The 23,605-nt window shown below is 68.3% G+C and carries 19 protein-coding genes; 17 read left to right on the top strand and 2 right to left on the bottom strand.

The window, feature by feature from the left end:
- Positions 1–52 precede the first annotated feature (52 nt).
- On the top strand, positions 53–790 hold the full coding sequence (locus L6Q96_00615; GenBank protein ID MCK6553080.1) for a ZIP family metal transporter: 738 nt from the start codon (positions 53–55) through the stop codon (positions 788–790).
- Positions 791–889: 99 nt separating this feature from the next.
- Here the strand turns inward: L6Q96_00615 and L6Q96_00610 are convergent, their stop codons facing one another.
- Complete coding sequence (locus tag L6Q96_00610) at positions 890–1,981, bottom strand: hypothetical protein (protein ID MCK6553079.1); 1,092 nt, start codon at positions 1,979–1,981, stop codon at positions 890–892.
- A 183-nt stretch (positions 1,982–2,164) separates the two neighbouring features.
- On the opposite strand from L6Q96_00610, the gene L6Q96_00605 reads away from it, so the two are divergent.
- The gene (locus tag L6Q96_00605) at positions 2,165–3,505 is read left to right on the top strand and encodes an ATP-binding protein (protein MCK6553078.1); all 1,341 of its coding nucleotides are present in this window, start codon (positions 2,165–2,167) and stop codon (positions 3,503–3,505) included.
- Positions 3,502–4,056, top strand: coding sequence for a response regulator transcription factor (locus L6Q96_00600; protein MCK6553077.1), 555 nt, complete (start codon positions 3,502–3,504; stop codon positions 4,054–4,056). The genes L6Q96_00605 and L6Q96_00600 overlap by 4 nt, the downstream gene beginning before the upstream one ends.
- A gap of 312 nt (positions 4,057–4,368) precedes the next feature.
- Here L6Q96_00600 and L6Q96_00595 read toward each other — a convergent pair whose 3' ends face one another.
- Entirely contained in the window at positions 4,369–5,460 is a 1,092-nt protein-coding gene (locus L6Q96_00595) for a radical SAM protein (protein ID MCK6553076.1), read from the bottom strand.
- A 516-nt stretch (positions 5,461–5,976) separates the two neighbouring features.
- Here L6Q96_00595 and L6Q96_00590 point away from each other — a divergent pair.
- The 14 genes from L6Q96_00590 (at position 5,977) to L6Q96_00525 (ending at position 23,523) form a co-directional block, all read left to right on the top strand.
- On the top strand, positions 5,977–7,305 hold the full coding sequence (locus tag L6Q96_00590; GenBank protein ID MCK6553075.1) for a di-heme enzyme: 1,329 nt from the start codon (positions 5,977–5,979) through the stop codon (positions 7,303–7,305).
- Between the two features lie 172 nt (positions 7,306–7,477).
- Positions 7,478–10,165 carry a BamA/TamA family outer membrane protein gene (locus tag L6Q96_00585; protein ID MCK6553074.1) on the top strand — a complete coding sequence of 896 codons (2,688 nt, stop codon included), beginning with the start codon at positions 7,478–7,480 and terminating at the stop codon, positions 10,163–10,165.
- A 101-nt stretch (positions 10,166–10,266) separates the two neighbouring features.
- A complete protein-coding gene (locus L6Q96_00580) occupies positions 10,267–11,547 on the top strand; it encodes a beta-ketoacyl-[acyl-carrier-protein] synthase family protein (GenBank protein MCK6553073.1) in 1,281 nt (426 codons plus the stop codon).
- A 106-nt stretch (positions 11,548–11,653) separates the two neighbouring features.
- On the top strand, positions 11,654–12,865 hold the full coding sequence (locus L6Q96_00575; GenBank protein MCK6553072.1) for a hypothetical protein: 1,212 nt from the start codon (positions 11,654–11,656) through the stop codon (positions 12,863–12,865).
- Between the two features lie 6 nt (positions 12,866–12,871).
- Positions 12,872–14,260 carry a cobalamin-dependent protein gene (locus L6Q96_00570; GenBank protein ID MCK6553071.1) on the top strand — a complete coding sequence of 463 codons (1,389 nt, stop codon included), beginning with the start codon at positions 12,872–12,874 and terminating at the stop codon, positions 14,258–14,260.
- Complete coding sequence (locus tag L6Q96_00565) at positions 14,242–15,012, top strand: 3-oxoacyl-ACP reductase FabG (GenBank protein ID MCK6553070.1); 771 nt, start codon at positions 14,242–14,244, stop codon at positions 15,010–15,012. The genes L6Q96_00570 and L6Q96_00565 overlap by 19 nt, the downstream gene beginning before the upstream one ends.
- Before the next feature lie 44 nt (positions 15,013–15,056).
- Positions 15,057–15,344, top strand: coding sequence for a phosphopantetheine-binding protein (locus tag L6Q96_00560; protein ID MCK6553069.1), 288 nt, complete (start codon positions 15,057–15,059; stop codon positions 15,342–15,344).
- A 60-nt stretch (positions 15,345–15,404) separates the two neighbouring features.
- On the top strand, positions 15,405–16,619 hold the full coding sequence (locus L6Q96_00555) for a beta-ketoacyl-[acyl-carrier-protein] synthase family protein (GenBank protein MCK6553068.1): 1,215 nt from the start codon (positions 15,405–15,407) through the stop codon (positions 16,617–16,619).
- Positions 16,612–17,847, top strand: a complete 1,236-nt coding sequence (locus L6Q96_00550; protein MCK6553067.1) for a hypothetical protein — start codon at positions 16,612–16,614, stop codon at positions 17,845–17,847. The genes L6Q96_00555 and L6Q96_00550 overlap by 8 nt, the downstream gene beginning before the upstream one ends.
- Complete coding sequence (locus tag L6Q96_00545; protein ID MCK6553066.1) at positions 17,844–18,482, top strand: outer membrane lipoprotein carrier protein LolA; 639 nt, start codon at positions 17,844–17,846, stop codon at positions 18,480–18,482. The genes L6Q96_00550 and L6Q96_00545 overlap by 4 nt, the downstream gene beginning before the upstream one ends.
- Positions 18,479–18,913 carry a hydroxymyristoyl-ACP dehydratase gene (locus tag L6Q96_00540; GenBank protein ID MCK6553065.1) on the top strand — a complete coding sequence of 145 codons (435 nt, stop codon included), beginning with the start codon at positions 18,479–18,481 and terminating at the stop codon, positions 18,911–18,913. Before L6Q96_00545 ends, L6Q96_00540 begins: the two co-directional genes overlap by 4 nt.
- A complete protein-coding gene (locus tag L6Q96_00535; protein ID MCK6553064.1) occupies positions 18,910–19,671 on the top strand; it encodes a hypothetical protein in 762 nt (253 codons plus the stop codon). Before L6Q96_00540 ends, L6Q96_00535 begins: the two co-directional genes overlap by 4 nt.
- Positions 19,668–22,142 carry an MMPL family transporter gene (locus L6Q96_00530; protein MCK6553063.1) on the top strand — a complete coding sequence of 825 codons (2,475 nt, stop codon included), beginning with the start codon at positions 19,668–19,670 and terminating at the stop codon, positions 22,140–22,142. Before L6Q96_00535 ends, L6Q96_00530 begins: the two co-directional genes overlap by 4 nt.
- The gene (locus tag L6Q96_00525; GenBank protein MCK6553062.1) at positions 22,126–23,523 is read left to right on the top strand and encodes an AMP-binding protein; all 1,398 of its coding nucleotides are present in this window, start codon (positions 22,126–22,128) and stop codon (positions 23,521–23,523) included. Before L6Q96_00530 ends, L6Q96_00525 begins: the two co-directional genes overlap by 17 nt.
- Positions 23,524–23,605 lie beyond the last annotated feature (82 nt).

The raw sequence follows: 23,605 nt of genomic DNA, 5'->3' as shown, positions 1-23,605 counted from the left end.
GTTGCATGCAACATGGTTTTACACGTATTGCTACGCGGCTGGTTGTCCTCGCATGTCGGCGCTCGCCAACTCCTTACTCGCCACGCTGGTCGTCAGCGCGATCTCCCTCGCCGGAATTCTATTTGCGTTCACGCGTTGGACGCCGCGGCTCGAGATCCTGTCCCTCAGCTTTGCCGCCGGGGTGTTGCTGGCATCGACCTTCCTGAAGGTGCTACCCGAAGCTGCCCGGGCGGGGCCCGACGGGTCGGTGTTCTCGGCCTGTCTCGTCGCCATGGTCGCGTTCTTCCTCCTCGAGCGTTATCTCCACGGCTTCCATGAGCACGAGGAGACGCACACCGTGGCGTCGCGCTACCTGATTCTGGTCGGCGACGGTCTGCACAACTTCATTGACGGAATTGCCATCGCCGCCAGCTTTGCGGTCGACCCCGCCGTGGGCGTCGCGACGACGGTGGCCGTGGCGGCGCACGAAATTCCCCAGGAGGTCGCCGACTACGGTGTCCTCGTGAGCGGCGGGTTCAGCAAGAGCATGGCGCTGACCCTCAACTTCCTGTCGAGTCTCGCCGCCGTCATCGGCGCCGCGTCGTGCTTCCTGTTCGAGGCCTGGTTGACCGCGCACCTCGGGTGGCTGCTCGCGGCCACCGGCGGCATGTTCATTTACATCGCCGGGTCCGACCTGATCCCGGAGCTGCACCACGCCCGCTGGCGCGGCTCCTTGCTGGGCGTGGTGCCTTTCCTGCTCGGCATCGTGCTTGTCGCCCTGCTGCTGGCACTGGTACCGAGCGGCCATTGATTTCCGAGTCTGCGCCCACAACGCGCAGAAATTAGACGGGGAGGGCGAGGCTCCTGGTGAGCCGAACCGAGTCCCCGGTCCGACGCGACCTGCCGACGCTCAGAACCGCAGCATCGTGGCACCGCGAACACGGTAATCCGGAACGAGCTGCAGGCCGGCGTTGTTCTCGATCGCCGGCACGTCAACGGCGACCTCGCCGCTCAAGGCCACCCCCGACGTGACCCGCAGGCCAGGTCCGACGTAGAGTGCCGTCAGGGCAGTGTCGCCCTGCGTCACACCGGCCATGCTGTCGTTACCCTTGGTATCGCAGCCGATCAGGGCCTGAACGCCAAGCGTAAATCGATGATCGGTGATCAGGAACACGCCCGGACCGCCGGCGACGCTCAGCTCGTTGGCGTACTGGTAGTCGTAGGCGCCGACGGTACGCAGGATGTACTGCGTGTTGAGCGTTGCGTACCAACGATCGTAAGCCCAGAACGTGCTGGCCCCGAGAATGACGTCGACCGATCCGGTGCCGAGGGTGAGATCGTGGCCGTGTACGCCGCTCGGTACCCCGCCCCCGCCGTGGCGCGGGGTCGGCCGGCGCGCGGTGCAGAATTCCGGAGGAATGCCGGCGCACGGGTCAACAGCCGGCTCGACCTCTTCTCCGAGCATTGCCGTGCTGCCGCTGGGCAGCTTCAGGCCGCCGTACATCAGGACTTGACCGAGCAATCGAACGTCGACGTGTTCGTAGAGCACGGCGTGCCCCACCAGTGACAGGTCGCCCGCTCCGGTCACATGTCCATTGACCGCGCCGTCGTCGGTGGCGCGGCGGTATCCGCGGTAAATGTACGGTACGTTGATCTGTAAGCCGAAGCGCGGCGAAGGGACGTAGCCGATGACGAACTGCGTAATCGAGCTGTCGATGAATTCCCCGTCCGGGTTGGGCACGGCACCGCCCCCTTCCTGCAGGGTGCTGAAGCGGGTGTACTGCTCCGCCACCCCGATCCTCAACCCGGTCCGGGTCACCTGTGCCCCGGTCGCCGTGTAGACGGCGCACATGTCGCACGCGGGCGCCATCTGCGGGTTCAAGATGCCGGCTGCGAGCAGTCCGACTCCGAGGGCGCGGAAGACATATGAGTGCAGGACCGGCTGCGGACCGATGACACGCCTCACGGCGAAGCGGAAAAGGCGGAATACTGTCTCGATCATGGAGGCCGCCGCGTGTTCTCTCCGGTCAGTATCCCCTGCCCCGCGTTTCATTTATTCTTCCAGAGGGTGGATAGCCTGGCCGTTCTAGCCAGCCCTCCGGGGGCGCACGATGCGGCAAAACGCCGCAGGAAGACCGCCCTCGCCCCTGGCCTTCCGGCCGCGCGCGGAAAATACTCGGTGTCGATGGAACTTCCGCCCGTCGCCGGCGCGACGCCTCTTGCTCCGCCGGCGGATATCGAGACGATCAACCTGCGCTGGCTCCTGCGCCTGCGCTGGGTAGCCATTGCCGGGCAGGTCGTCCTCATCCTCGCCGTGGAGGCGACGATGCGCCTGGCTCTGCCTCTGGTCCCGATCTTCGCGCTGATCGGCCTGGAGGCCGCCTCGAACGTTGCGTGCGCTCGCTGGGCCCGCGCCCGCACGCACGTTCCGCCGCGGGCGCTCACCGGCCTCATCGTCGCCGACACCGCCGCACTGACCGCCCTGCTCTATCTCACGGGCGGCGCCGTCAACCCGTTCACGTTCCTCTATCTCGTCCACGTAACCCTTGCGGCGGTGGTGTTGCGTAGCCGCGCCTCATGGCTGGTGCTGGCCGTTGCGCTCGGCGCGTACGGCATGCTGTTCCTCGTCCCCGGCAACCCCCCGGAGGACGGCCATGCCGGCCACCAACCCGACCACCTGCGCCTTCACCTGGTGGGCATGTGGGTCGCTTTTGCGGTGGCCGCCGGGTTCATTGTCTATTTCGTGCAGCAGATCACGAGCGCCCTCGCCCGGCGTGACGCCGAGCTAGCCGAGGCGCGGACCCGGACGGCCCGCAACGAGCGATTCGCGTCACTGGCCGCGCTCGCCGCCGGTGCGGCCCATGAGTTGGCGACACCGCTTTCGACGATCGCCGTGGTCGCCAAGGAGCTCGACCGCCAGCTCGCGCGCGACGGAGCGGATGCGGTCACCCTCGGCGACGTCCGCCTGATTCGCCAGCAGGTCGACCGCTGCCGCGACATCCTGACCCGCATGGCGGCGGACGGCGGCGAGACGCCCGCGCCGGTGACTCTCGATCGACTGGTGGCGGAGGCGATCGACGGCTTGCCGCCAGCCAGCCGCTGCGAGGTCTCGCTGCCGCCGGAAACCGCGCGGGCGACGATTTCCGTGCCCGTGCATGCGGTCGCCCAGGCCCTGCGGGCCGTCTTGCAGAATGCCGTGCAGGCCTCGCCGCCGTCGTCCCCGGTGCGGCTCACCGTTGCGCGCCGCGGGGCGGAGTGGCAATTCGTCGTCCGGGACGACGGCCCGGGCATGGAGCCGGCAGTTCTGCGTCATGCCGGCGAGCCGTTTTTCACCACCAAGCCGCCCGGACATGGAATGGGCCTCGGGCTCTACCTGGCGCGAACGACCATCTCGCAAGTCGGCGGCCGCCTCGACATTACATCCGCGGCCGAAGCCGGCACGACGGTAATCATGGTCCTGCCTGCAACCGCCGCGGCAAAGGCGGATTGCGGCGACGTCGCAATCGTTCAGGGAGCGGGTGCATGAGCGAAAGCGGCGCGGGCGGACCTTCTTTCCTGGTCGTCGATGACGACGCGGCTTTCCGTGAGCGTCTGGCGCGCGCGCTGCGTGACCGCGGCTTCGAGGTGCGGGTCGCCGCCGGTTACGACGACGCCGTCGAACTGGCGCGCGCCGATTCCCCCGAGTACGCGGTGGTCGATCTGCGCATGCCGGGCCGCTCGGGCCTCGAACTGACCCGGGAACTGCACCGTATCGACCCGGCCACCAGAATCGTCGTGCTGACGGGTTACGGGAGTATCGCTACGGCCATCGAAGCGGTGCGCCTCGGGGCGGTGTACTACCTGAGCAAGCCAGCCGACGCCGACGACGTGCTCGCCGCTTTCGCCCGCGGCGACGCGCCTCCGCTGCACACCCCACCGGCCGAGTTCACCACGCCGTCGCTGGCCCGCGCCGAGTGGGAACACATCCAGCGCGTGCTGGCAGACTGCGGCGGCAACATCTCCGAGGCCGCACGTCGCCTCGGCATCCACCGGCGCTCGCTGCAACGCAAGCTGCAAAAGTACCCCCCGGTCGACTGACCGCCCCCGCCATCTCGAAGAGGACCTAAGCTCTGACACTCTTCGAGGCTCAGAGCAGGCTGGCGCCCGCCACCCAATGGCCTGATCAACCATGCCTTCGGGAGGGCGAGGCTCCAGCCCAGCCGTGACGGTCTGAGGACGGCTCGGCTGGAGCCTCGCCCTCCCCATCCGATTTCTTCGCACCGTCCACGCGAACGCGGAAATCGCAAATCAGTGCGGTCTTTCCTCCCGGACCGTCACCCCTGGCCCGGTTGACCCGGCAGCAGCGGCGGTACCGCGTCGGGAAGACACGGAGCCGGTGTTCATAAGGAGCTATTCGCCAATCGCCTCGCCGCCCCCGGAGGATCTCGGCGCGCCGGCGAGGCGATCCCCGCGCGGCGGCAGGCGGCGATACATACGCACCCACTCGCAGTCGACGCAGAAATGGCCTTCCGGCAAAGGGGATTCCGGTTGCGTCCATATTCGGCGCGCCGCCACGAATTTCTCGTTGTTCCAGATCCGCCCGAAGGCACCCGGACGCCAGGCGCCGAAATCGTCCTTCTCGTGAAAGCCGTTACAGCAGGAAGCCACGCCCCCGTCCCAGTGAAACACCGCCTTCTTCCACAAGTGCACGCAGCGATCGGGCTCCTGCGCCAGATACGGCACCGGCTGCGCCTGCCTCGGCGCCCAGCTCGGATCGTCGTAAAGTCCGCCGCGCGCCGCAAACCGGTCCACTCCGATCTCCTGCGCCAGCCGCCGCGCGTCCTCGACGCGATCCTCGTTGTGCGCGAATATCAGGTACACCCAGTTGAGAATCGGAAAGGGACTGTTGGTTTCGCGTTTGAGCCGCACGAACGCGCGCAAATTGTCCATGACGAGATCGAACCGGCCGCCGCGCCGGTAGACCTCGTACGACCCCTGGTCGGCCCCGTCCACCGATGCGGTCAGGTGGGTCAAACCGCTGGCGACGATCTCTCTAACGGTTTGCTCGCTCAACTTGAAGCTCAGATTGCTGGAGACGACAGTAACCAGCCGGCGCCGGCGGGCATGCGCAATCAGGCGCGGCAACTCGCGGTTGAAGAACGCCTCGCCCCAGTTGAAAAGCTCGAGGCTAAACGCGTAAGGCGCCAGCTCGTCCACGATCGAAGCGAAGTTGTCGAAAGAAATGCTCCCCTTGCCACGGCCGCTCTCCCGCCGGCCGGTCGGACAGAAAGGACACGCCAGGTTGCACTTGTTGCTGACGTCGATGCAGATCTCGTAGGGTCTGGACAGAAGCCGGGAACGCCCCAGCCGCATCTCGAGATGCAGCAGCAGATAGTTAAAGAACCGGCGGGGGGTAACATGCCGGTTCTCCGCGAACAACGGCCGCAAGCGCGCCGGCAGAAACCGCCGCATCCCATCGCTATCGCCGTAGCTCTCCGCCACGAGACCCCATGCTAGCCCGACCGCCGCCGGCAGTAAACGAGGTCCCGTCGCCTCACCGTCAGTGTCGCCGACGATCGAGCGACCGATGCGGACGACCTATGTCCACACGGCTCCCGCAGGCAAACGATCTCCGGCCCTTTTTCGCCTAGAACCAATCGGGGTCCGGGTCTGGATCGGAATCGGAATCGAGGACGACATGAGCTTCGGCCACGAGCGATTTGCGGTCTACCGAGCAGCCATCGAGTCCGTCGGCCGGGCACACCGGGCAACGGATCGATTACGATCCCGATTCCGATTCCGATTCCGACCCCGAGGGGAACTTGCTTGCCAGGGAAATGCCGAACAGGACGCTCCACCACACCGGCGCCACGGGATCGGGCGACCAGCCGGACAGCGTTCTGGTTCGGTCCGCCGCCGGCTGGCTGGTGAGTTGCGGCGTTAACCCGCGTCTTGCGGCAGCTTGCAAAGGGCCGACCCGGCGCTACGACGCTACGAGGCGAGAGGAACACTGCGATCATGAGGAAACCGACGGCTAGCCGGGTGGCGGCGCTCGCGGCCCTGCTCGTCGCAATGGCCGCCCCGACCGCTCCGGCGGCGACCCCCTATGTGTGGAATCTGCCGCCCGGGTTCCCCGCCCCCGGGGTCCCGGCGGATAACCCCATGACCATCGAAAAGGTCGAACTCGGCCGGCGCCTCTTCTACGACCGCCGCCTGTCGTGGAACCTGACTCAATCCTGCGGCACGTGCCACCTTCAGCCGCTCGCCTTCACCGACGGCCGCGCCCACGCCCTCGGATCGACCGGCACCCGACACCCGCGCGGCTCCTTGAGCATTGCCAACGTCGCCTACCTCTCGACCTTCGAGTGGGCGAATCCGGACCTGCGCAGCCTCGAAGCACAGGCGCCGGTCGCTCTTTTCGGCTCCGACCCCGTCGTTCTCGGCATGGGCGGGCACGAGGACGAACTGCTGCGGCGCCTGCGCGAGGACCGCCGCTACCCGGAACTCTTTCAGACCGCCTTCCCCGCCGATGCCGAGCCCATCTCGCCGGTCAACGTCACCAGAGCGCTGGCCGCCTTCCAACGCACGCTGCTCTCCGGCAACGCCCCCTACGACCGGTTCGTCAACGGCATCGATCCCAACGCCCTCTCACCGGCGGCGGTGCGCGGCGGCCGGCTCTTCTTCTCCGAACGGCTGGAGTGCTTCCACTGCCATGGCGGGTTCAACTTTTCCGGCACCCTCGGACACGGCGGCCAACCCGTTGTCGGCGCCGCTTTTCACAACACCGGCCTCTACAATCTCGACGGCCGCGGCGCCTACCCACCCGACAATACCGGCGCGGCGGCCGTCACCGGAAAGGCCGATGACATGGGCCGCTTCAAGGCGCCGACACTGCGCAACATCGCCGTCACCGCGCCGTACATGCACGACGGCAGTATCGCAACCCTCGACGAGGTCATCGACCACTACGCCGCCGGCGGCCGCACGATCGCCGAGGGACCCTACGCCGGAGTCGGAAGCGCCAGCCCGCTGAAAAGCGATCTGCTGGTCGGGTTCAGCTTGACCGCACAGGAGAAAGCCGACCTCATCGCGTTTCTCGAAAGCCTTACCGACAACACCTTCCTGACCGATCCGCGCTTCAGCGACCCGTTCGCGGCCGACACCTGCCACGGCGACTGCGACGGCAGCGGCGACGTGACCATCGACGAGATCGTCTACGCGGTAAACGTCGCTCTCGGCTACGCACCGCTGACCGCCTGCATGAGTCTCGACATCGGCGCCGATGGCCAGGTCGACGTCGCCGAACTGCTGACCGCAGTGAACCGCTCGCTGGCGGGCTGCGACTGATCGCTCTCGGCCGCAACGCCCGCGATACGAGCCCCGGCCACCGCGAGTCGACAGCTCTCGCCGGAGCGGACTGGTAACGCCGGACTACCGGCACACGACGCCGGGCCATTGACTGCACGTTCCTTCGCTGCGCATGACGGCGCGATCGGCGGATTCGCAACCGGGACGAGACGTGCGCGGGCAAGGACATCGCTTCCTCGGAATTTGCGCCGGCCTGCTTGGCCTGCTGGCCCCCGGCACCGCCGCGGGCGGCGCGGCCGCGGGCGGCACCGCCGCTCTCCCGCTCTACCGAATAGAGGCGACGCTCTCGCTGGACCCCCCGCGGATCGGCGGCAAGGCGACGGTGGAGTTCAGCAATCCCACCGCACAGCCGCTCGATCGCATCGTTCTCGTCCTGTTCCCGAATCGGTTCGCGGCTCCCGACCCGACCGTTACCGACGTCAACCGACCCTACATCTGGTATCGCGAGGCGTTCAGCCCCGGCGCCATGCACGTCGAGGCGGTGCGTATCGAGGGCCAAGCCGCGCAGACGCGGCCACTTGCGGCTTCCGACCTAGCGGCGCGGTGCTTCCTCGAGGTGCTACCGGCACACCCCGTTCCGCCGGGAGGAAGAGTCGTGTTGACCGCCGACTTCGTCACCACCATTCCGCAACGCTACGGCACCTTCGGCGTCGCCGACGGCATGCTCACCGCCCTCGGCGGCTGGTATCCCGCCGTCGCCGCGCTCGAACCCGACGGCTCCTGGGCAACGGAGATGCTGCCGCGGGTCGCCGATTACGACCTTACGTTGCGCGTCCCCGACGATAACGACGTCCTCGTCAACGGCCGTTACTTCCCTGCCCCGCGCGGCGAAATCCACACCCACGTCTCCGCTGTTCACGCGTTGACCCTCGTGGCCGCACCCGACCTGCGACGCGACGACGTCATCGCGGGCAACACACGGCTCAGTCTTTTCTCCCGCTCCCCCAGCCTGACCTATCGCCTCGGACTCGGCGTCGGCCCCGACCCGCACACGGTCACGCTGGACGCGCTGCGCAATATCGTCGCCAACCCGCCGCCGGGAACACCGCCTTTCCCGCGCTCGCTGGCGGTCGTCGAGGTGCCGCTGCGCTGGGAACTCACCGCGCAAGGCGACGGCATGGTGGCGATCTCGGACCGCACCCTGCACGTGTTTCCGCTGTTGCACCCGTTTCACGACCGCGAACTCGCGCGCGCCGTGTACGCCGAGGTCCTGCGGCCCACGCTGGCGGCCCGCGAGCCCACCCGGGATTTCGTCTGGGTGCGGGAGGGCGAGGCACACCTCCTCGCGGAACGCTACCGCAAGCAGATCTATCCGACGACTCGGACCACCCGCGAATGGATCGATCTGTTCAACTTCTTCGCCATCGTCGACCGTTTCGAGACCGCACCGAAGATGCCGTTTGCGGAAACGCTCTTCGACAGCGTGCCGGAAGTCGATCAGGTGCGCGACCGCTTCACGACGTTCAACAACGCCCTGCCCCCCGGACACGTGATCTTCGGGAAGCTGCATCTGGAACTCGGCGACCGGGACTTCGAGCAAACCATAGACCGTTGTCTTGCCTCCCCGCATCCCTTCCGGCACTGCACCGCGTCAGCGAGCGGATTGCGGCTAGACGAGTTCTACGAGCAATGGGTACAGCCGTATCCGAAGCTGAACTACTCGATTGCAGACTTCCGCACCGCGCACGACCCTGCCGGCGGCTATGCCGGCGAACTGGTGCTGCGGCGGCGGTCATCGCGCCCCATCCGGGAGCCGGTGCCGGTTACCGTGCGGACTCTCGGTGGCGAGCCTCTGCGCCTCACCTGGGACGGCGTCGGGGACACCGGCCGACTCCGGATCGCATCGGTCGCGCGGCCGTGGCAGGCGGTAATCGATCCCGGGCAGCGCCTGCTGGAGACGTCTCGGGCCGACAACGCGCGCCCGCCGATCGCACAGGTTGTTCTCGATTCCGCCACTGTCGACGTCTCCTCGACCGAGTTTGCCATCGCCGGGTTGGTGGTCGCGCGCGGTCGCTACGATTACACGAAGGACCTGGCCCTGGCCGGGTTCTACACGAACCGCGGTATCGGCGCGGCACTTGGCCCCCGCCTGCACTGGGGGCCGCAGAACGATCCCAATACCTACAGGCACAACCTGTACGCCTTCTACGGGATCGAGTCTCTCGACCCCGGATTCCGCGACCGGCAAAACCCGTCGCTCCGCACCGCCGGCCACGTCAACACCCTGGGCGCGCGCTACGACTACACCACCGTGCAGACCCTCAACAACCCGACTCAGTCTGCGCGCGGCCGCCTGTTTCTCGATTGGTTCGACACCGCAATCGGCAGCAACTTCGACTACGTTCGCTTCGGCGCCGCGGCCGGCTTTACCCATCCCGTCCTGACGCATCGCACGGTGGTCGCCGCCGAGGTCGTGAACGGCTTTATTGAGCCCACGGGTTCGACCGCGGTACCGTTGCAGGGGCTCTTCAGTCTCGGGGGTTCCCTATCGATCCGCGGCATCGGCGCGGAGGAGGAACTCGCACGCAATATCTTCCTGCTCCGCACCGAGGTACGGCAGACGATTTACCCGGAAATCGATCTCAGCTTCTTCGACCTGATCGTTCTGCGGCGCTCGCAGTTGCGGCTGTTTGTCGACACCGGTCAGGTGAGTAACTCCGCCGGTCGGATATACGACCCCACCGGATACGCTGTCGGCGTGGGCATCGGCGTCGCCGCGATGTACGAGGTAATGGGGTTCTTCCCCCATGTTGCCTATCTCGAGTTCGCCACGGAGGCCCATGGCCCCGGCAGCACCGGAGGGCTGCAGGTGCTCTTCGGCACACGGCAATCTTTCTGATCGGCGAGGCTCGCGCCGCACGGATCCGTGCGCACCGGCAACCGGCGCGTTGTTGCTGCCGCGGCGCGGTTTCTGTACGGTTCTCCACCGTTCCCATGGGCATGTTTTTTTCCAGCCGGAAACGCCGGGCGGGAATTACCGGTTGCGGCGTCGTTTCACCCGTCGGCAATTCGCTACCGGCCTTCTGGCAGGCGCTTCTCGACGGGCGCCGCGGCTGCGCGCCGATTCGCCGTTTCGACACTACCGGGATGAGCGTTACGTGGGCAGCCGAAATCGCCGACCCGATTCCCGAACACCGGCTGTCCGCGGCGGAAAGGGAACGGCTCGGCCGGGTAGACCAGTACGCGCTGGCAGCAACCCGCGAGGCGATTGCGGCCGCCGCTCTCGATCTCGCGGCGATCGACCCGACCCGCGTCGGGGTGCTGCTCGGTACCACCCTTGGCGGCATGGAAATCGGCGAACGCTATCTGGCGCAAACCGCCGGGCCGCGCGGCGGTTTCGACGCTCGCGCCCTGCTGCACCATCCCTATTACGATGTCGCCAACCGGCTGGCGCGGACCCTCGGCGTGCGCGGCCCGGTGCTCAGTCCGTCCATCGCCTGCGCCTCCGGCACCGAGGCCATCGGGATAGCCCTCGACTTCGTGCGTCTGGACCGCGGCGACCTCTTCATTGTCGGCGGCGCGGAGGCGCTGTCGCCGTTCGTCGTCAACGGTTTCAACTGCTTGCGCGCAACGACCGCGGACGTGGTCCGGCCCTTCGATGCGCGCCGTTCCGGGTTACTGCTCGGCGAGGGATCTGCCGTCGTTATCGTCGAAGCGCTGGAACATGCGCGCCAGCGTGGGGTGACCGTTGCCGTCGAAGTGGCGGGGACCGGCATGGCGGGGGACGCGACCCACATGACCGCCCCGGCCCGAGACGGCAGCGGCGCCGCCCGCGCCATGCGCATGGCATTGCGCGACGCCGGGACCGATTCCGCCGCCGTCGACTTCGTCAGCGCCCACGGCACCGGCACCGTCTTCAACGACGCCATGGAGTGCGCCGCGATCGCCGCGGTTCTCGGCGATCGCGCGGGCAGCGTGCCGGTCAACTCGATCAAGGGCGCCATCGGCCACACGCTGGCGGCGGCCGGCAGCTTCGAAGCCATCATGTGCGTCATGGCAATGCGCAGCGGACTCGTGCCCGCGACCCTCAACTGCGAACAACTCGATCCGGCCTGCAGCCTGGACGTCGTCATGGGTGCGCCGAGGCCGCATCCGGTGCGCTGCGCCTTGTCGACCTCTTCCGCCTTCGCCGGCAACAACGCCGCCGTCGTGCTTCGCAATCTGACTCCCGCCTCGATCGGGAACCGCAACGACGCGACAGATGAACGCCACGCCGTCTGACGCCCGGGCCAGGTCTTTCGGCGGATACCCGATGTCTTCCGCTCGAGACTAACCCGCGCGGATGCTGCTCATGAAATTCCCGCGGCACTCAGAACCGAAGTCCGGAATGTCCGCCGTCGTGACCGGCGCCGGCGTCGTCTCTCCGCTCGGACACTCCGTCGCCGAACTGACCCGACGCTTCGCACTCGGCGAAAGCGCCATCCTGCCGGTGACCGGAACCGGGCGCGAAGGCGCCCTGGCGGCGGTGGTCGCCGACATCCCTCAGGACGCGATCCCGGCCGGCACCCTGCGGCGGGTGGGTCGGATGGACAGAATCACCCGTCTCTTCCTGGCCGCCGCGAGTCGGGCGGTGGTCGATTCCGGACTGGACCTGCAAGCCGAGAACAGCGAACGCGTCGGACTGGTGTTCGGAACCGGCCTCGGTTGCCTGCTGACCAACGCCGCCTACTTCGAGAAGGTCATCGAGTCCGGACCCGCTGGAGCCAGTCCGCAGTTGTTCGCCTACACGGTGTCGAGCGCCGCCGCCGGCGAGGTCTCGATCGCCCTCGGCATTCGCGGCGTCAATGCCACGATGCACGCCGGACTCGCCGCCGGTTTGCAGGCGATCGGCCGTGCCGTCGACCTCATCCACCTGGGACGCGCCGACGTGGTGCTGGCCGGGGGCGGCGATGCGCTCGGTCCCACTCTGCTGCAGGCCCTCGACGACATGGGCTTGCTGAAACGTTCTGTGCCGGTGCCCTTCGAGGATGCGGCACCCGGGCTCGTTCCCGGGGAGGGGGCGGTGGTCGTCGTCCTCGAATCGCCGCAGCACGCCGCCGCCAGACAAGCCCGTCCGCTGGCGCGGGTCGCCGGTTACGCTTCGGGCTTCGAGCCCACGCTCGCCGAGCGGCAACGGCAAACCACCGGCATCGATGCCGTCTTGCGTCGGGCGCTGGCCGCGGCGGCGCGACCGGCGGGCGACGTGGGCATCGTCATGAGCAGTGCTCACGGAACCCCGCTGGACGCCGTGGAAGCGGCCGCTTTGCGCCGTCTGTATGCCGCCGCACCAGCGGCCCCACTCGTATTCGCGCCCAAGCGCGCACTGGGCGACGGCTTCGCCGCCAGCGGCGCGCTCGCGTTCGTTCTCGCCGCCGGGCTGATGACGAACCCGCCTCGGCCACGGTCGATCGACGCGCTTGCCGTCGAGATCGCGGCCGACTCCGGGGTGCGACCGGCCACCCGCGTGGCCGATCGGCTCGCCCGCGCGCGATCGGCGATGATCCACGGCCTGTGCTATTCCGGAACGAGCGTGGCAGTGGTGCTCGACAGCGCGGGGTGATCGGCGATGGACCGGCAGTCGTTGCGCGTGCTGCTCATCTCCGCCAACCGGGAACAGCTACCCGACCCGGTGTTCCCGCTCGGAGCGGCGTACATGGCTGCCGCGGCCTCGCAGCACGGGCACGCGGTCCATACTCTCGACCTTTGTTTCCTCGATAACCCGCTCGCCGCCGTGGCCGCGGCCGTGCGCGACGCGGTTCCGGACGTTGTCGGCATTTCGCTGCGCAACCTCGATTCGGCCGCCTATCCGGAGAACACCTCGTACATCGACGACTACGCGGCTCTCGTCGACGGCATCCGGCAGTCGACGGCGGCGCCGATCGTGTTGGGCGGCGCCGGTTTCACGGTCATGCCGGAAACGATCCTCGCCCACCTTGCTGCCGAGGTGGGCGTAATCGGCGAAGGCGAGCTGAGCTTCCCCTGGGTGCTGGAGCGGATCGCGCGCGGCGCCGAGCTGACTTCGACCGCCGCGGTCACCTGCCGGCGCGTTGGGAACGGCGTCTGCGTCGCGCCGGCCGTGCGCCTCGGGCACCTCGACACCGGCGTCGTTCCGTGGCGGTCGCAATTCGATGTACACGGGTATTACGAGCGCGGGGGCGCCCTGAACATTCAGACCAAACGCGGGTGCGTCTTCGAGTGCATCTTCTGCAGCTACCCGCTGATCGAGGGCTCGCGGATACGGTTGCGCAGCGCGCGGGCCGTCGTCGACGAGTTGCAGGGGGTGCTCGAAGAGCACGGGGCCCGCAACTGGTTCTTCGTCGACAACGTCTTCAACGCACCGCTGCGGCACGCCAAGGAGATCTGCGAGGAAATCGTCGCCCGCGGCCTGTCGATAGAATGGTCCGGCTACCTCACTCCCCGCTTCGTCGATGCCGAGCTGTGCGACCTGATGGCCCGTTCGGGTTGCAAGGCAATCGAGTTCGGGACCGACTCCGGGGCGCCCCAGATGATCGCGACGTTGAAGAAGGAATTCGACGTCGACGATCTACGGCGGGCCTCGGAACTCTGCCGCCGTTACGGACTGAAGTTCTGTCACAGCCTTATCTTCGGCGGCCCCGGCGAAACGTGGGAGACGGTGACTCAGACCCTCGGCCTGATGGACGAAGTGCAGCCGACGGCAGTGATCGCCATGACCGGGATCCGTATCCTGCCGGGAACGGGTATGGTGGAACGCGCCCTCGCCGACGGCCAGCTTGACCCCGACGACACCCTGCTCTACCCCCGGTTCTACGTGGCGCCGGCACTCGGCGACGACCTGGTCGCCCGAATCGACGCGCACGCGCGGGCGCGACGCAACTGGATCGTCCCGGGCAAGGGAATTCGCACCAACATCGAGGTTCTCAGGCGACTGCGCGAACGGAGGGTCAAGGGACAGCTATGGCGACTGCTGCGATGACCGAGGAGGGTTTGACCGGCAAGTGCGCGCTGGTCACGGGCGCGAGCCGCGGTATCGGCCGGGCGGTTGCGCTGGCGTTGGCGCGCGACGGGGCCCGGGTCGCGGTCAACTACGCCCGCTCGGCGGCGGAAGCCGAGGCGACCGCGGCCGCGATCGTGGCCGCCGGCGGGGAGGCGCACGTCGTCCAGGCCGACGTCGCCGACAACGGCGCGGTCGCCGACATGTTCAGTCAGGTCAAGGAACGGTGGGGAGGCGTCGACATCCTGGTGAACAACGCCGCGGTTTCGCGCGACGGCTACCTGATGCTCCTCTCCGAAGCCGCCTGGGACACGGTGCTGGCGACCAATCTTCGCGGTGCCTTCCTCTGCACCCGCCAGGCATTGCGCACCATGGTGGCGCGCCGCTGGGGCCGCATCGTCAATATCGTCTCGCCGGCCGGGCTGGTCGGCCTCGAGGGCGCCGCCAACTACGCCGCCTCGAAAGGCGGCTTGCTCAGCCTCGGCAAGTCACTGGCACGCGAGGTAGCCCGGTACCAGATAACCGTGAACGCGGTGTGCCCGGGCGTCATCGAGACCTCACTGGTCGGCGAGTTGCCCGCCGCCGTGCGCGAACGTCACCTCGGGCAGATCCCGCTGGGAACCTTCGGCACACCGGAGGACGTGGCCGAGGCGGTGGCGTTCTTGGCGTCACCCCGGGCCCGCTACATCACGGGCGCAACCTTGACTGTGGATGGCGGCCTCACGATGATGTGAAATCGCGTCGTTATCTGCGATTGAGACGCACGAAGGGCGGAACCGTGAATCGTAACGAGTTGAAGCAACGGCTGAAATGCCTGCTCGTAGAGGGGCTCAAGCTTGAAGATGTCCGGCCGGATGAGATCGGGGACCGCGAACCCATCTTTGTGGCGGGGCTCGGCCTGGATTCCATCGACGCACTCGAACTGGTGGTCCTGGTCGAAGAGCATTACCGAGTCGTGATCCCGGACGAAGAGGCCGGCAAGGAAGCGTTTGCGTCGATCGACGCGCTCGCCAATTACATCCTCGCGCACCAGCCGCCGGCGGGGCAGCCAGCGCCGGCGCCATAGACCGCGGGTCGGATGCGGAGGGGAGACCCGTCCAATCCCGCTCTCGAAGGCAGGAACAGCATGCGACGGGTGGTGGTCACGGGCGCCGGCAGCATAAACGCTCTCGGCGCCGGCGTCCCGGCATTCCTTGCCGGCTTGCGCTCGGCACGTTGCGCGATCGGTCCGCTGACCTGTTTCAGCACCGCGGGCTATCGCAGCACCATCGCCGCCGAGGTGCACGACCCGGGGCCACCGGCGTGGATGGCTCCGGGCACCGCACGCCATGCGTCACGGACCGACTTGCTGGCGCTGACTGCCGCGCACGAGGCCCTTGCCGGCGCCGGGCTGCCGACAACCGAACGGGATAACCCCGGGATCGGGGTCGTACTGGGAACCACGACGGGGGGCATGTTTGACGGCGAGGAGTACTATCGCCGCCTGCTGGCCGGCGAGCCGCTGCGCCGTCACAGCGCGATTCTCGCGGTGCCGGTGTCCGTGGGCGCCGACAAACTGGCGCACGTATTTCGGTGTACCGGCCCGCGCCTCACGGTATCGACCGCCTGCTCTTCCGGAGCGAACGCCATCGGTGTGGCGGCCGATTGGATCCGCCGGGGCCAGGCGCACTCCGTCCTCTGCGGCGGGGCCGACTCCCTGTGCCGCATGACCTACTCGGGCTTCAACGCCCTGCAGGCCCTCGACGCGGTTCCGTGCCGTCCTTTCGACCGCAATCGGGCCGGGCTTACGCTCGGCGAAGGCGCTGCGATGTTCGTGCTCGAGGATCTCGAGCACGCCCGTGCGCGCGGCGCTACCGTCCAGGCCGAAGTGCTCGGTTACGGTAACAGCGCCGACGCTTACCACATCACGCACGGTCGGCCGGACAGTGCCGGCATGCTGCAGGCGATGCGGCAGGCCCTGGCGGATGCACGCATCGACGCCGGCGCCGTCGACTACGTCAACGCCCACGGCACCGGCACGCCCAGCAACGACGTTCTCGAGACGCGTGCTCTGCGGGCCGTCCTCGACGCCCGCGCCGACATGGTGCCGGTAAGCTCGACCAAGTCGATGATCGGCCATTGTCTGGCCGCCGCCGGGGCGATCGAAGCGCTTGCCACGGTGCTGGCGATCGGCCACGGCTTCGTGCCCGCAACGGCGACGCTGGAAGTCGCCGATCCGCAGTGCGACCTCGACTACGTTCCACGTCGCAGCCGCGCGCATCCGGTGCGCATCGCCATCTCGAATTCGTACGGCTTCGGCGGCAACAACAGCAGCTTGATCCTGGGGGCGCCGGATGGGTGACGCCGGGGGCGCGATCGCCGTGACCGGCATCGCGGTGCTGAGCCCGATCGGCGCCAGTGCGGCAACATTCTGGGAGGCGCTCTGCGCGGGCCGTTCGGGCATTGCGCCGCTGCCGGAAGCGGGCAACGAACCGCCGCGCATCGGCGCCCGTCTGCCGGCCGGGGCTCTGGACGATGCCCGGCCCGGGCCGCAACTCCGCCGCGCCGACCGGCTGTCGCTCGGCGTCGCCACCTGCGCCCGTCGCGCGCTGGACGATGCCGGCCTCGGCTTGCCGTTGGCTGCGCCGGAACGGGTCGGCGTGGTGGTCGGCTCCGCGCTAGGGAACATTACCGACTCTCTGGCGTACCTGGCCCGCCTCTTCGCCAGGGGGCCGTCGCTCGCCAGTCCCCTCGCGTTCCCCAACCTCGTACTCAACGCAGCCGCGAGCTACGCCGCCATGCTGGTGGGCTGTACCGGCCCCAATCTCACCGTCAGCCACGGCGAGCTGTCGGGGGAACAAGCCATCACAACCGCCTGCGAACTGCTGCAAAGCGGCCGCGCCGACGTCGTCGTGGCCGGCGGCGCGGACGAAGCCGGCAGTGCCGTCGTGTTGGGCTATCGCCGTTTTCGAGCCCTGTCGTCCCAGCGCGGCGGACCGGAGTGGTGCAGCCCCTACGACGCCGACCGAAACGGGGTGGTGCTCGGCGAGGGCACCGCGATGCTCGTGCTCGAACCTGCCACCCGTGCTCGCGCGCGTGGTGCCCGGGTGTACGCGGAAATCGACGGTTACGTGCGCTTCGCCGTGCCGGCACCGGCGTATGACTGGCCCGCCATGGCGCCGGCGGCAGCCCAACCGTTGCGCGGACTCCTCGAACGTGCCGCGGACGGCGGCCGTCCCGGCGTGGACTGCGTGTTCGGCGCCGGCAACTCGTCGCGCCGGTTAGACGCCTGCGAAATCGGAGTCCTCGTGGACGCGTTGGGCGATGCGGCGGCCGGCCTGCCGCTGACGTCGATCAAGGGCGCGTGCGGAGAGTTCGGTGCGGCTGGAGCACTTTCCGCCGCGGCGGCATGTCTCGCGATCCATTCCAGCACCATCCCGCCCCTCTGCCACTTCCGGCGGGCGCCTGCCGGCGCTCCCCTGCACTTCCCGAACACGGCGCTGCGCCGCGACCTGCGCGACGTGGTAATGTTGTCGTTCGCCCGCGGTGGCGGAGCCGGCGCCTTGCGCCTCAGGCGGCCATCCCAATGACTACTCGCACACTGGCCCTCGGCGCGCTTCTGGTAGGACTGGCTGCACAGTCCGCAGCGGCAGTAATGTGCGGCGATACCGCGGCCTGTCTGGGCTTGATCGAGTCGCGGCAGGCCGACACCCACGCCCTGGCGGCGCGCTTCGAACAGACCAAGTACATCAGTCTCATGACCCAACCGCTGCACACCCGCGGGCAGTTCGCCTTCAAGCGGCCCGATACGGTCGTCTGGCAGGTCGACGAGCCGCGCACGACGGTCCGCATCGACCGAGCCGGACTGCAAGTGCTCAACGCTGCCGTCAGCAAGGCCGACGTCGACGCCATTGCACCCGTAGGCGGCCTGTTCCGCGGCATCGGTGGCCTGTTCTCCGGCTCGCTCGCGGAGGTTCAGAAGGATTTCTCGGTGGAGGCGCGCGCGGACGGCGATCTACTGCGCGTTCGTCTGGTGCCCCGGCGACCCGAGTGGAAGCGGGTCGCCACGGTCATCGATCTGGCCTTCACGCCGCCCGACTACACCATCGGGACATTCCGACTCGAAGACCCGCTGGGCGATCGGCTGGAGGTGCGGTTCTTCGACGTGCGCCGCAACGACGCCGTACCCGCGCATCTCTTCGACCTTACGGATTCGCCGCCATGAACCTTCCCGATCTGCCGCATGCCTACCCGTTCCTGATGCTCGATCGGGTGGTCGACCTCGAGCCCGGACGATCCATCGTGGCCACGAAGAACCTGACCTCGACCGACCCGCTGCTGCAACCGAACGGCGTGTTGCCGGCGATCTTCCTGGTCGAGGCGTTGACGCAGGCTGCCGGCCTCGCGCTCGCGGCGGCCGGCGGGCAAGGGCAGCCGCAACCCGGCGTGCTCGCCCGCATCGATCGGTTTCGCACGCGCGGCCGCCTGACCGCCGGCGACCGGCTGACGATTTCCGTCCGCATCGTTCGCACGTTCGGCCCCACCGCCCTGGCACGCGGCGTCGTCACCGTCGGCGGCCGCCGGTGCGCGGCGGCGGAAATCGCGGTTCGCCTCGGAAACCCGACGTCGCCGGCTGCCGTCTCGGAGCCGGCATGAGTGCGATTCGCGCCGGCCGACCGCCAGCGCTCCTCCTGGCTCTGCTCGCCCTCGTCCCGGGAGGTTGCGCCCGACCGGCACCGGGGCCGGTCGCAGATCGTGTGGTCCGGTCCGACGACCCCGCCCGCGTGTTTGCCGCCGTGCGGGCCCGCGAGCGCTCCGTGCAAACAATCCGGGCACGGTTCGTCGTCGCCGCGGTGGTCGAGGAGGAAACCCGCCGAGCCGACGGCGTCATGCTGGTGAAGCGGCCCGACCGGGTGCGCCTTCGTCTTGTCTCGCCGTTCGGGTTGACCGTCCTGGATTACACCCGGGTCGGCGACCGCTCGCGCCTTCTTCTGCCCCTGGAGGGGCGCACTATCGACGGCAGCGCCGGGGCGAGCGACGGACTCGCTGCGCCCGCCGACTTCGGCCGGCTGCTGTTGCGTCTCGGCGACGATCCCGCGGCGCGATGCACCCCGCGACACGACGGCGAAGCGATCGTCGTCGACTGCGTCGGCAGCGACGGCTCCCTCCTCCGCAGCGCCACCATCGATCCCACCACCGCCACGGTGACTCGCGAGGTGGCTTACGCAGACCGCGACGTCGCCGTGGTCATGGAGTTGAGCGACTACGGCGTCGTCGACAATGTCCCCCTGCCCTTTCGGCTCCGCCTCGCCTATCCGCGTTCGGGGGCGAGCACGGATATCCGGGTCCGCGCTTACGAGCTGAACCCGGAGCTCGACGACGCACTCTTCGACCCGTCCGGAGGTGGCGCTTGAGCCACGGGTACGCGCGGTGGGTGGCGTTCGTCGAACGGCATCATCGTGCGATCCTCGCCGGATCGCTCGTGCTGGCGCTCGTTTCGGCGCTATCGCTGCGCGCCCTGCGGCTCGATCTCGATGTACTCGACATGCTGCCGACCGGAGCGCCGGCGTTCGACAACTTCAAGCAGTTCGTTGGCGAGTTCGGGCAACTGGACGAACTCGTCGTGCTCGTCACCGCCAACTACGAAAACACAGCCAGCGCTTTCGCCGACGTCTTCGTGCCGGAGTTGCGCCGCCTGCGGTCGGTGCGGACCGTCCAGGGCAGGGTCGACGCCAACGAGGTCTCGACGGGCATTCTCGGTCGGTACGTGTACAACTACCTACCGCTCGCGGTCCACGACGAGTTGCGGCGCCGCCTGAGCCCGGCCGGAGTGGACGCCGCGGTCGCCGCCAATCGGGCGATCTTGCAAGCCCCGTTCGATCTGCAAGCGGCGGCGTGGGTGCAGCGCGATCCTCTGGGCATCGCCGCGCTGGCGGGTCGGTCGCTGGCGACCGCACTGGGAGACAACCGCATCGACGTCGCCGGGGGTTACCTGCGTTCGGCGGACGGCCTGGCGCTGCTGCTCGTCGTCCGGCCCGTGCAGAGCCCCTTCGACATCGCCTTCACCAAAGCATTCATGGCGGAGGTGCGCGCCGCGGAGGCGAAGGCGCGCGCCGCACTCGACTTTCCGGCGGCGCTGCGCGTCGGCTACACGGGCGGCTACGCGTTCGCCCTCGAAGACGAAGCCACGATCCGCTGGGACATCGCGCAATACACGGTTCTGGCCCTCGCCGGCGTGCTGGCGGTGTTCGCGGCGGGTTACAGGCAGTTGCGCATCCTGCCCTGCGTCGCGTACGGCCTCGTTCTCGCTACGCTGCTCACTTTTCTTGCGGCGCTGATTGCGTACGGCACGTTGAACGCCGTCTCGCTGAGCTTTGCGGCGTTGCTCTATGGTCTCTCGATCGACTCGGCGATCCACTACTACACCCGTCTGATGCAGGAGCGACAACACTTCGATCTACGCACCGCGGTAACCCGGTCTCTGGGCGCGCTCGGCAGCGCGACCCTGCTGGCAACGTCCACCACGGCCGCGGCATTTGCGGTTATCGGCTTCTCGAACCTTGGCGGCGTAAGCCAGCTCGGGACCTTGACGGCGTTCGGCATGCTGGTGAACGCGGTCGAGTTCTTCGTCCTCTACCCCGCCCTCAGTTTCCGGTGGCCGGCGGCAATGACTGCGCCGCGCCCGCTCGACGCACCGCTGCTGGGCCGGGTGGCCCTGGCATCCGTGCGGCACCGCCGGCCACTTCTCGCCACCGGCATCATGGCGGTACCAGTATTGTTGTGGCTGGCCGCGGGCGTGAGTTTCGACGTCGATCTCATGCACCTACGGCCGCGGGACAGCCCAGGTTTGCGGATCGAGCAGGAGATCGCCCGGCGGTTTGGAACCCGTCCCGACACCGCGGCGGTGCTCGTGCGGGGGCCCGACGTCGATTCGGCGCTGGAGCACAGCGAAGCGGTTGCCGCCGCCAGCGAGCGCCTGCGCGAGGAGGGTCTGGTCGGCGCGCCGCTCAGCGTGACCGCACTGCTCCCGTCGGAGCGCACGCAGCGAGAGCGCCTGCAGGCCTTCGCGGCGCTGCCGCGCCACGAAGCGGCGGCGGCGCTTCGCGCTGCGCTGCCCCGCCACGGCTTCCGGCCCGCTCTCTTCGACCCGTTCCTCGCCGACCTGGTCGGCCCACACGACGCGATTGTCCGCCCGGGGGATCCGGCGCTGGCTGCGTTCGAGCCGCTGCTGCAGCGCTACGTTCGCCTGCGGCCCGAGGAGGCGATCGTGGCGACTTACCTCCAGCCCGCGCCGGGGGTGGACATGACCGTCATCGAGGGGCGGCTGCGCGCCGTTCTGCCGGCCACCCCTTTTGTCGTCGCCTCCAGAGCGCTGCTCGAAGCCGAACTGGGTAAGCTGCTGCGTTGGGAGTTGCTCTGGTTCTTCGTCGCCGCGTTCGGAGTCAACTTCCTGCTCGTTCTGGTCCGCTTCCCGCGCCTGACCGCCGCGGCGGCGATTCTCCTGCCCGAAGCGCTGGTCAGTCTGGCGCTGCTGGCGCTGATGCGAGCCGCGGACATCGGTATCGGCCCCGTTAACGTCATCGTCGTACCGCTCGTTCTCGGAATCGGCGTGGATCATTGCGTGTACGTCGCGGAGCGCGTGCAGCGCGGGGACTCGCCCGCACGGGCCGTGCGGCACGTGGGACGGGCACTCGCCGTCAGCGCACTGACGACGATCGCCGGCTTTGGCTTTCTCGCGCTCTCCGAGTATCCCGCCCTCGCCGCGATGGGGGAATTGACAGCCGCAAGCCTGCTGGGCTGTCTTGTGGCCGCGGTCACATTGCTGCCGGCCACGCTGGCGGTCGGCGCCGCGAACGAGGACACCGTCGATGGAACAGCGAGCTGACTTTACCGAGCGCGACGAACGGATCCGGGCCGCCGTGGCGCGGGCCCGGCAGAGTGCGTTCTACCGGCAGCATCTCCACGGTTACGAGTGCACCGGGCGCACCGACCTCGCCCGCCTGCCTCTTACCTTCAAGGATCATCTGCGCGATGCCAGCCCGTACGGTATGCTCATTGTCCCGCCGCACAAGGCGTGGCACTATCACGAGACCAGCGGCACGACGGGAGAGCCAATCGCAACGTGGTGCGGTCTGCCGGAGTTGCAGGCCATGGGCGCGCTCGTGTCCGGGATGGTCCCGGAGCTGGCGGCACCGACGGTGCTGCTGAACCGCTTTCCGCTCTTCGCCCCGGTATCGTTCGTCTTCGAAGAAGCGATCCGCCATGCCGGCGCCTGTCACATACCGGCCGGCAATCTGAGCTGGGACGTTCCGTTCTCGCGCGCGCTCGACTTCATCAAGCGCCTCCGGGTCACCGCCCTGAGCAGTCTGCCGTTCGAGCCGATTCTCCTGCGCGAGCTGGCGCGCGTCGAGGGATTGGACCCGCAGCGCGATCTGGGATCGTTGCAAGTCATCTTTCTCGGGGGGGCCGTCCTGCCGCCGGCGATGCGCCGTGTCATCGAAAGCGACTGGGGCGCCCGGATCGTCGAAATATACGGTTCGAACGAAACGCTGCTCATGGGCGTCGGTTGCCTTCAGGGCCGCCTGCATCTCGCGCACGAGCTGCTCGAGTTCGAGGTTCTGGACCCGGACTCACGGCAGCCGGCGCCGTCGAATGAGCCCGGCCTGCTCGCGGTAACCAGCCTCGTACACACGGTCATGCCGCTGGTGCGTTACTGTACGGACGATCTGGTTCGCGTCTCCGCCGAACCGTGTCCCTGCGGTCGTCCCGGACAGACGGCCGACGTTCTCGGCCGTTATCAGGACGTCTTCGACTTCCGCGGCCGATCGCTGAGCCATCACGAAATACTGGATGCCTGTTACGAACTGGCGGAGGCGCTCGACACTCGAGCGTTCTTCGTGCTCGCGCTCCGCCGGGGCATCCGGGTCCTGATCGAGGTGGAGAATCCCGAGCGAGCGCGCGGCGGCGCGGCGGAACAGCGTTGCCGGGCGCGCCTCGGCGTCCCGTTATGGATCGAGTATCTTGGGGAGAACGAGGTCCTGGACCGCAGCGCCTTGTTCCGGGTCCCGAAGATCTACAAGCCGGGCCAGATCGGCGACTGGCGCGCCGAGGGCCGTAAGACGATCACCATCATGGAAGCGCTGCTGGAATGGCCGCGTTTCGATCTGTCGACGCTGGCTCACATCCTGCGGCGCCAGGTGCGCAACGCGCTGCGCCGGCGCCGCTGGTTGCGCGAGGATCGGCGGGAGGACGACGCGAAGAATTGACGAATCGATGGGTTGAGGAGCCGAGCGATCGAAGGATCGAACACGCCCACTTCCTCGACTTCCCGCGCGCCACGTCTCCGTT

Source organism: Candidatus Binatia bacterium, from assembly GCA_023150935.1.
In the GTDB taxonomy this organism is placed as follows: domain Bacteria; phylum Desulfobacterota; class Binatia; order HRBIN30; family HRBIN30; genus JAKLJW01.
The sequence above is the reverse complement of the archived record's forward strand: the minus strand, read 5'-3'. Positions and strand labels throughout refer to the sequence as shown.

What these genes read in the sequence shown, in the direction of transcription:
- L6Q96_00540 (MCK6553065.1), top strand. Translation starts at nt 18,479, where the DNA reads ATGAACCTTCCCGATCTGCCGCATGCCTACCCGTTCCTGATGCTCGAT.
- L6Q96_00615 (MCK6553080.1), top strand. Translation starts at nt 53, where the DNA reads ATGTCGGCGCTCGCCAACTCCTTACTCGCCACGCTGGTCGTCAGCGCG.
- L6Q96_00545 (MCK6553066.1), top strand. Translation starts at nt 17,844, where the DNA reads ATGACTACTCGCACACTGGCCCTCGGCGCGCTTCTGGTAGGACTGGCT.
- L6Q96_00590 (MCK6553075.1), top strand. Translation starts at nt 5,977, where the DNA reads ATGAGGAAACCGACGGCTAGCCGGGTGGCGGCGCTCGCGGCCCTGCTC.
- L6Q96_00610 (MCK6553079.1), bottom strand. Translation starts at nt 1,981, where the DNA reads ATGATCGAGACAGTATTCCGCCTTTTCCGCTTCGCCGTGAGGCGTGTC.
- L6Q96_00525 (MCK6553062.1), top strand. Translation starts at nt 22,126, where the DNA reads ATGGAACAGCGAGCTGACTTTACCGAGCGCGACGAACGGATCCGGGCC.
- L6Q96_00605 (MCK6553078.1), top strand. Translation starts at nt 2,165, where the DNA reads ATGGAACTTCCGCCCGTCGCCGGCGCGACGCCTCTTGCTCCGCCGGCG.
- L6Q96_00565 (MCK6553070.1), top strand. Translation starts at nt 14,242, where the DNA reads ATGGCGACTGCTGCGATGACCGAGGAGGGTTTGACCGGCAAGTGCGCG.
- L6Q96_00600 (MCK6553077.1), top strand. Translation starts at nt 3,502, where the DNA reads ATGAGCGAAAGCGGCGCGGGCGGACCTTCTTTCCTGGTCGTCGATGAC.
- L6Q96_00575 (MCK6553072.1), top strand. Translation starts at nt 11,654, where the DNA reads ATGTCCGCCGTCGTGACCGGCGCCGGCGTCGTCTCTCCGCTCGGACAC.
- L6Q96_00555 (MCK6553068.1), top strand. Translation starts at nt 15,405, where the DNA reads ATGCGACGGGTGGTGGTCACGGGCGCCGGCAGCATAAACGCTCTCGGC.
- L6Q96_00550 (MCK6553067.1), top strand. Translation starts at nt 16,612, where the DNA reads ATGGGTGACGCCGGGGGCGCGATCGCCGTGACCGGCATCGCGGTGCTG.
- L6Q96_00580 (MCK6553073.1), top strand. Translation starts at nt 10,267, where the DNA reads ATGTTTTTTTCCAGCCGGAAACGCCGGGCGGGAATTACCGGTTGCGGC.
- L6Q96_00570 (MCK6553071.1), top strand. Translation starts at nt 12,872, where the DNA reads ATGGACCGGCAGTCGTTGCGCGTGCTGCTCATCTCCGCCAACCGGGAA.
- L6Q96_00535 (MCK6553064.1), top strand. Translation starts at nt 18,910, where the DNA reads ATGAGTGCGATTCGCGCCGGCCGACCGCCAGCGCTCCTCCTGGCTCTG.